Genomic DNA, 7,535 nt, shown 5'->3' with positions numbered 1-7,535 from the left:
CCGCTTCGCCCGCCTCCGCCGCGGAGCGGGCCGGCAGGCCGGGGCAGGCGGCCGGCGGCGGCGAGCGGCTCATCTCGCTGCACAGTTGGAACACCCGCGGCGACTGGGCCTCCGGCAAGGCCGAGGGCACCCGCGTGGCCGGACGCGGCCGTCCCGCCGTCGTCTTCGAGACACCGCAGGGCACCGTCGACTACAAGGACCCGCACACCGGCGAGACCGCCACCTGGGAGTACGCGACGTGGACCTCGCCGCTGCGCCCCGCGGGCCTCGCCGCGAGCGAGATCATCACCTCGTGGAACGCCCACACCCCGAAGGGCACCTGGCTGCGCGTCGAACTCCAGGGCGTCTACTCGGACGGCGAGAAGTCGCCCTGGTACACGATGGGCGTCTGGACCTCCGGCGACGGCAAGGACGTACCGCGGCGCACGTCCGTCGACGACCAGAGCGACGGCAAGTCCAGCGTGTGGACGGACACCCTCGCCATCGACGAACTCGACGGCGGGCTGCGGCTGGTGGCCTACCAGGTGCGCGTGACGCTGTACCGCGCGCTGGCCAGCGGCGCCGAGCCGGCCCTGCGGCGGCTGAGCGCGATGAGCTCCAACGTCCCGGACCGTTTCACCGTCCCCGCCTCCAAGCCCGGCCCCGGCCGCGGCATCGAGCTGGAGGTGCCGCGCTACTCGCAGGAGATCCACAAGGGCCAGTACCCGGAGTACGACGGCGGCGGCGAGGCCTGGTGCAGCCCCACGTCCTCGCAGATGATCCTCGCCTCCTGGGGCCGTAAGCCCTCGAAGAAGGATCTGGAGTGGGTCGACCCGGACTTCGCCGACCCGCAGGTCTGCCACGCCGCCCGCTACACCTTCGACTACCAGTACGAGGGCTGCGGCAACTGGCCGTTCAACGCCGCCTACGCGGCTACGTACCGCGACATGGAGTCGGTCGTCACTCGGCTCGGCAGCCTCACCGACGTCGAACGCCTGGTGGCTGCGGGCATCCCCGTCATCACCTCGCAGTCCTTCATCGAGTCCGAACTGGACGGCGCGGGCTACGGCACCGCGGGCCATCTGATGACCGTCATCGGCTTCACGAAGGACGGCGACGTCATCGCCAACGACCCCGCCTCGAAGGACAACGACGCGGTGCGCCATGTCTACAAGCGGCGCCAGTGGGAGAACATCTGGCTGCGCACCAAGCGCAAGGACGAGGACGGCGAGGTCAAGTCCGGTACGGGCGGCGTGTGTTACCTCTACTTCCCGAGGGACCTCTCGGCGGGGCAGCGGCGCGTGCTGCGGAGCCTGGGAGTGCGCTGAGCGCCGGCCGCCGTACTGCGGCGGTGCCGCGCTGAACTGACGGGCCACGGCGGAACTCACCGCCGTGGCCCGTCAGTTGTGTGCCGTGAGGGGGAGTGCGTGGGCGGGGCCGGCCGTCAGAACAGCCCCGGGGCCAGCGGCGAGGCCGCGGTCAGGCCGCCGTCGAGTGTGAGGAACTGCCCTGTGACGTAACGGGCTTCGTCGGACGCGAGCCAGGACACGGCCTTCGCGATGTCCGCGGGCTCGCCGAACCGGCCGGCGGGATGGCGCGCCAGGGCGTCGCGGCGGGCCGCCTCCGGATCGCGGGCGAGCGCGAAGGCGTCCTCGGCCATGGCCGTCATGATCCATCCCGGCTGGATCGCGTTGCACCGCACGGCCGGTCCGTGATCGACCGCGATCGAGCGGGTCAGACCGTGCACGAACGCCTTCGAGGCGTTGTACAGGGCCATGCTGGGATCGGCCACGTTCCCGGAGATCGAACCGATGTTGACGATCACCCCGCCGTGCTCGGTCATCACCGGCAGCACGGCACGGCATGTGTGGAACGTCCCACGGCAGTTGGCGCCCACCACCAGGCCCCAGTCCGCGTCCGTCGACTCCGCGACGGTCTTCTCGACCTGGACGCCCGCGTTGTTGACGAGAAGCGAGACCGGCCCGAACGCCCTGTCCGCCTCCGCGAGAAGGCGTGCGGCGTCGTCGGCGTCCGAGACGTCCGCCTGCACCCAGAGCACGTCTCCCGGCAGATCATCGGGACGTGCGCCGCGTCCGCACGTCACCACGCGTCCGCCGTCGGCCCGCAGCCGGTCGACCACGGCCCGTCCGATGCCGCGGCTTCCGCCGGTGACGACGGCGGTGTGCCCGGTGCCCGCGAGCGCGGATCCCCTCACGTCCTCCACCTCCGTCAGAGCCTCATCTGCTGTGCCTGCGCGGACATTCCGCCGTCGAGGACCCACAACTGCCCCGAGGCGTACGCCGCTTCGTCCGACGCCAGCCAGTTGACCAGGTTGGCGATGTCCGTCGGCGTCCCGTAGCGGCGCGTCGGATGTACGCCGCGGACCGCGTCCTGGAGTTGCTCGATGCTGCGTCCGTCACCGCCCGAGCCGGCTCCGTCGAAGAAGCTCTGCAGCATCGGGGTGTCGATGTAGCCGGGACAGACCGCGTTGACGCGGACGCCCTCGGGGCCGTGGTCGCAGGCCATGGCGCGCGTCAACGCGTGCACCGCGCCCTTCGTGGCGCAGTACGCCGCGAGCCCGGGATCGGCGAGAAAACCGTCGTACGAGCCGAAGTTGACGACTGAGGCCGTCGTCTCCCCGTCCCCGGCCCCCGCCACGGCGGCGCGCAGCAGCGGCAGGGCGTGCTTGCAGGTCAGGAACGTCCCGGTCACGTTGACGGCGAAGGAACGGTTCCACTCCTCCAGGGTGGTGTCCTCGATCGTCTTCTCCAGCTCGATCCCGGCCGCGTTCACGAGGACGTCCAGCTTCCCGGAGCGCTCCCGTACCTCCGCCATCGCCGCGGCGACGTCCGCCTCCGAGGCGACGTCCACGCCCACGAAGCGGCTGCCGTCCTCCTGCGCCCCGTCCGGACCGCTCCCCGGCAGATCGGCGGCGTGCACGACGGCTCCCTCCCGCAGGAACCGCGCCACGATCGCCCGGCCGATGCCGCCGCGCGCGCCGGTGACGAAGGCGGTCTTGCCTGACAGCTTCATGTGGTCGGCTCCTTCCCGGGGCCGGAGCGGAACGGTGGATCATGCCACCGCGCCGTAGTCTGCCTCCTGAACGAGCGTCCAAACAAGCCCTTGAACGCTCGTCCGGTTCGTGTCGCGGGGCCGCCCGTGCACCGGGGCGGCCGAAGTGGCCCTGTTCTCCGTGGAGTTGGACGTGGGAGGGTGCGGACGATCACCGTGCGGTGCCGTTCCAGGGAGCGCACGGACGGCCGCCGACCCCCGTGAGGACCCCGGAGTCATGATCTTCCGCAGCACGTTCGACGACGTCGGGCTGCTCGATGTGCCCGTCCACGACGCCGTGTTGGGGCGCTCGGCCCGTACGTACGCCGGCCGGCCCGCGTTCGTCGACGCCGCGGACGGCGCCTCGGTCACCTACGCCGGGCTCGACGCACACAGCCGCCGCACGGCCGCCGCGCTCGCGGAAGCAGGTGTGCGCAAGGGCGACGTGGTGGCCCTGCACAGCCCCAACTCCCTTGTCTGGCCCGGGGTGTTCTACGGGATCACCCGGGCCGGCGCCACCGTCACCCCGGCGGGCGTGCTCTCGACCGCCGGGGAGCTGGCCCGGCAGGTGCGCGACTCCCGCGCGAGCTGGATCGTCACCACCTCCGCGCTGTTGCCGACGGCGGAGGACGCGGCCAAGCGTGTGGGAGGCGTACGGGAGATCTTCGTCTGCGACCGCGCCGAGGGATACCGCAGCGTCCTCGATCTGCGCGAGTCCACCGCACCAGAGCCGCGGCCGGCCCTCACCCCGGGCGAGGATCTGGCGGTCCTGCCGTACTCGTCTGGTACGACGGCCCTGCCCAAGGGCGTGATGCTCACCCACCGCAGCGTCGCGACCAACCTCGCCCAGCAGCAGCCCCTCCTGCCCACCGGGCCGGACGACGTGATCCTGGCGATCATGCCGTTCAGCCACGGCTACGGCCAGGCGAGCCTGCTGCACGCGCCGCTGCGCTCCGGCTCCACGGTCGTCCTCCTGCCCGCGCCGTTCGATCTCGGCGCCTTCCTCGCGGCCGTCGAGACCTACCGCGTGACGGTGCTCTATCTCGCGCCGCCGATCGTGCTCGCCCTCGCCCGGCACCCGGACGTCGCCGACTACGACCTGTCCTCGGTGCGTTGGGCGCTGTGCGGCGCGGCGCCGCTGGACGCGGACCTCGCGGACGCGTGCGCCCGCCGCCTCGGGCTGACCGCGCTCGGAAACGGCTACGGCATGACGGAGGCCAGCCCCGGCATCGCCGCCACGACCGGCAGGGACGCGGCCATGCCGCACGGCACGGCCGGCCGGATCGCGCCGTCCACGGAGATACGGATCGTCGGCACGGAGGACGGCCGGGACCTCGGCGTCGAGGAGGTGGGGGAGATCTTCGTCCGCGGTCCGCAGGTGATGAAGGGCTACCTGGGGCAGCCGGAGGAGACCGATGCGATGGTCGACGACGCCGGGTGGCTGCGTACCGGGGACGTCGGCCGCATCGACGCGGACGGCTGGCTCTTCGTCGTCGACCGCGTCAAAGAGCTGATCAAGTACAAGGGCTACCAGGTCGCGCCCGCCGAACTGGAGGGCGTGCTCCTGTCCCATCCGGGGATCGCGGACGCCGCGGTGACCGGGGTGCCGGACGAGCACGGCGGCGAGGTGCCGAAGGCGTTCGTCGTACGCACGGCGGACGCGGCCGGCGCGGCGCTGACCGGCGAGGACGTCATGGCGTATGTGGCCGGGCGGGTGGCCCCGTACAAGAAGGTGCGCCAGGTCGCGTTCACCGACGCCGTGCCACGGGCGGCCAGCGGCAAGATCCTCCGCCGGCGGCTGCGCTAGCGCGGCGCCCGTACGGGAGCCCCGGACTCGTCTACGAACTCGGGGAGAGGTCCTGGAGGCCGACGACCCGCAGCAGTTCGAGCCGCTCGTGCGTCGGCGTACCGGGCCGTGCCGAGTGCACGACGAGCTGCTGGCTGTGGCCGTCGCTCAACAGCACCTCGCAGTCCAGATCGAGGACGCCGACCACCGGGTGCACGAACCGCTTCGGCGACGGACGGCGCACCACGACGTCGTGCGACTGCCACAGCGCCTCGAACTCCGGTGACGCGGCGCGGAGTTCGGCCACGAGGGCGGCCGGACCCGGATCGCCGGGGCGTGCCGCGGTGACCGCGCGCAGGCTCGCCACATGGGCGCGTGCGTGCTGCTCCTGGTTCTCGGGCGGGGCCAGATCGCGTGCGCCCGGCACCGTGAACCAGTGGCGGATGAGGTTCTTCCCGGTGTGGTCGCCGGTCAGCGCCACCGACATGGCGTTCTGCGCCAGCATCTCGCCCCAGTCGCTCATCACCGACGCGGGGAGGTCGTAGAGCCGGTCCAGGATCAGCAGCAGTCCCGGGCGTACGTGCTCCGAGGAGCCGCCGGGCCGGGGCGGCTCCTCGCCCGCCAGATGGAAGAGATGGTCGCGCTCCGTGTCCGTGAGCCGCAGGGCACGGGCGAGCGCCGTGAGGAGCTGCCGCGAGGGGTGGGATCCGCGGCGCTGTTCCAGCCGCGTGTAGTAGTCCGCGGACATCCCGGCGAGCTGCGCCACCTCCTCGCGGCGCAGTCCCGGGGTGCGGCGCCGCGGGCCCGCGTTCAGGCCCACGTCGCCGGGCGCCAGACGGGTACGGGCGCGGCGCAGGAAGTCGGCGAGTTCGGTTCGGTCCACGCCTCCAGGATCCTCCGGAGCCCTGCCCGTATCCAGGGAGTGCCGGTCCCTGGATAACCGCGTCTCTCCCGCCGTCGCCGCCGCTCGCCCACGCTGGCACCGATGGCGACGACGACGAGGAGGCGGCCATGCTGACGCTGGTGACGGGAGCGACGGGACAGGTCGGACGGCGGTTCGTGCCGCGGCTGCTGCAGAGCGCGGCCCCCGGCGACGAGGTACGGGTCCTGGTACGGGACGCGGCACGCGGCGAGCGGTTCGACGGGCTCGGCGCCCAGGTGGTGGTCGGCGACCTCCGCGACACGGAGGTGCTCGGCAAGGCCACGGCCGGCGTGGACGCGGTGGTCAACGTCGCCGCCGCGTTCCGCGGGGTGCCCGACGAGGAGGCGCAGGAGGTGAACCGGGACGCGGCCGTCGCACTCGGCCGTGCCGCCGTCGCCTCCGGGGTGCGGCGGTTCGTCCAGGTCAGCACCGGGCTCGTGTACGGAGCGGGGCGCGGCAGGGCGCTGGTGGAGGACGACGAGACGGTGCCGGGCGGTCATCTGTGGGGCGCCTACCCCCAGTCCAAGTGGGAGGCGGAGCGAGCGCTCGGAGCGATGGACGGGCTGGAGGACCTCCGCATCGGACGGCTGCCGTTCGTCTACGGCGACGGGGACCCGCATCTGGCCGACGTGATGGAGTGGGCGCCGAACTGGCCCGCGATGCAGCGCCTGCACATGGGCCACCACATCGACGTGGCACATGGCCTGCGGCGGCTGCTGTACGCGCCGGGGGCGCACGGCGTCTACAACATCGCCGACGAGTCCCCGGTCACCACGGCCGACCTCTTCCAGTTCCACGACCTGCCCGTACCGCAGGAGGCGTACGACAAGGACACCCCGGATCCCTGGCACAGCGTGATGTCGACGACGCGCATCCGCCACGAGCTGGGCTACCGCCCGGTGGTCCCGTCGGTGTGGACGGCGCGGGACATGGGCGTGCTGTGAGGGGGCGTTCGGGCGCGGGGGAGTGAACGCGCCGTGCGGGACGGGGAATTGCGGGTGGGCGGCGCCGACTCGGGCCGTGGTACGGGGAGTTGCGCCGGAGCCGGAGCGGGGCCGCACGGACCGGGACCGTACGCGGCTGTGAGAATCGGAGGCATGGCGCAAGACAGCGGTGCGGTGCCTCCTCCGGCATCCGGTGACGACGAGCCACTGGCCGTGGTGGCGGCCGTCATCGTGCGGGAGGGACGTCTGCTGGTGGTGAGCAAGAAGGCGGCCCCCGACGTCTTCTATCTCCCCGGCGGAAAGCCGGATCCGGGTGAGGAGCCGACGCAGACGCTGTCCCGCGAACTGGCCGAGGAACTCGGAGTACGGCCCGTGGCACCGCGTTTCCTCGCCGACGTCACCGCCCGTGCGGCGCTGGAAGGCGTGCCCATGACGATGGCGGTGTACGAGGCGGGGATGAGCCGCGCTCCGCGGCCCGCCGCCGAACTCGCGGACATGCGGTGGGTCTCCGGCCGGGAGAACGACGTCCGGCTCGCTCCTGCGGTGACGGAACACGTGCTGCCGCTGCTGAGGCGGCGCGGACTTCTGACCGCGTAGGGCACGCGCAGGGCGAAGGCCCCGCCGTGTGCCGTGCTCGTATCGCCGTCGCACACGCCCCCTCAACGCGGCGTCGCCAACGGCCCGTTGGCCGTCCACGCCCGGGGGCTGGCCTCGTACCGTCGCAGGGCCTCCTCCGGCGTGGGCGGGTCTCCCGTGGCGGCGGAGATCGCCGCGTGGGCGGCCGCCGCCAGGGAGCGGCGGTCGTGGCCGTGCGGCCACAGCGGTGCGCACACCCGCAGGCGCAGCGTGAGGC

General features: G+C 72.7%; 8 protein-coding genes. 4 read left to right on the top strand and 4 right to left on the bottom strand.

What is annotated here, in order from left to right:
* Positions 1-1,307: peptidase C39 family protein (locus AN218_RS07705; RefSeq protein ID WP_079131913.1), on the top strand; the 1,307-nt coding region annotated here is incomplete at its 5' end.
* A 116-nt stretch (positions 1,308-1,423) separates the two neighbouring features.
* On the opposite strand, the gene AN218_RS07700 is transcribed toward AN218_RS07705, so the two are convergent.
* Together AN218_RS07700 and AN218_RS07695 are read right to left on the bottom strand one after the other, a co-directional pair.
* Positions 1,424-2,194: an SDR family NAD(P)-dependent oxidoreductase gene (locus tag AN218_RS07700; protein ID WP_070016039.1), complete on the bottom strand. Its 771-nt coding sequence runs from the start codon at positions 2,192-2,194 to the stop codon at positions 1,424-1,426.
* Between the two features lie 14 nt (positions 2,195-2,208).
* Complete coding sequence (locus tag AN218_RS07695) at positions 2,209-3,012, bottom strand: SDR family NAD(P)-dependent oxidoreductase (RefSeq protein WP_070016017.1); 804 nt, start codon at positions 3,010-3,012, stop codon at positions 2,209-2,211.
* Between the two features lie 256 nt (positions 3,013-3,268).
* Here AN218_RS07695 and AN218_RS07690 point away from each other — a divergent pair, with 256 nt between their 5' ends.
* Positions 3,269-4,837 carry an AMP-binding protein gene (locus AN218_RS07690; RefSeq protein WP_070016016.1) on the top strand — a complete coding sequence of 523 codons (1,569 nt, stop codon included), beginning with the start codon at positions 3,269-3,271 and terminating at the stop codon, positions 4,835-4,837.
* A 31-nt stretch (positions 4,838-4,868) separates the two neighbouring features.
* On the opposite strand, the gene AN218_RS07685 is transcribed toward AN218_RS07690, so the two are convergent.
* Positions 4,869-5,699: a helix-turn-helix transcriptional regulator gene (locus tag AN218_RS07685; RefSeq protein ID WP_070016015.1), complete on the bottom strand. Its 831-nt coding sequence runs from the start codon at positions 5,697-5,699 to the stop codon at positions 4,869-4,871.
* A gap of 128 nt (positions 5,700-5,827) precedes the next feature.
* Here AN218_RS07685 and AN218_RS07680 point away from each other — a divergent pair, with 128 nt between their 5' ends.
* Both AN218_RS07680 and AN218_RS07675 read left to right on the top strand, forming a co-directional pair.
* On the top strand, positions 5,828-6,682 hold the full coding sequence (locus AN218_RS07680) for an NAD-dependent epimerase/dehydratase family protein (protein WP_070016014.1): 855 nt from the start codon (positions 5,828-5,830) through the stop codon (positions 6,680-6,682).
* Between the two features lie 153 nt (positions 6,683-6,835).
* Entirely contained in the window at positions 6,836-7,279 is a 444-nt protein-coding gene (locus AN218_RS07675; RefSeq protein ID WP_070016013.1) for an NUDIX hydrolase, read from the top strand.
* Positions 7,280-7,341: 62 nt separating this feature from the next.
* On the opposite strand, the gene AN218_RS36495 is transcribed toward AN218_RS07675, so the two are convergent.
* Positions 7,342-7,535, bottom strand: a 194-nt coding sequence (locus tag AN218_RS36495; RefSeq protein WP_216311732.1) for a hypothetical protein, incomplete at its 5' end; no start/stop codon positions are given.

The sequence above is a fragment of the Streptomyces nanshensis genome (assembly GCF_001751255.1).
In the GTDB taxonomy this organism is placed as follows: domain Bacteria; phylum Actinomycetota; class Actinomycetes; order Streptomycetales; family Streptomycetaceae; genus Streptomyces; species Streptomyces nanshensis_A.
The sequence above is the reverse complement of the archived record's forward strand: the minus strand, read 5'-3'. Positions and strand labels throughout refer to the sequence as shown.

Bases quoted from the DNA above. Each gene is read 5' to 3' on its own strand.
- AN218_RS07695 (WP_070016017.1), bottom strand. From the start codon at position 3,012: ATGAAGCTGTCAGGCAAGACCGCCTTCGTCACCGGCGCGCGCGGCGGC.
- AN218_RS07675 (WP_070016013.1), top strand. From the start codon at position 6,836: ATGGCGCAAGACAGCGGTGCGGTGCCTCCTCCGGCATCCGGTGACGAC.
- AN218_RS07690 (WP_070016016.1), top strand. From the start codon at position 3,269: ATGATCTTCCGCAGCACGTTCGACGACGTCGGGCTGCTCGATGTGCCC.
- AN218_RS07680 (WP_070016014.1), top strand. From the start codon at position 5,828: ATGCTGACGCTGGTGACGGGAGCGACGGGACAGGTCGGACGGCGGTTC.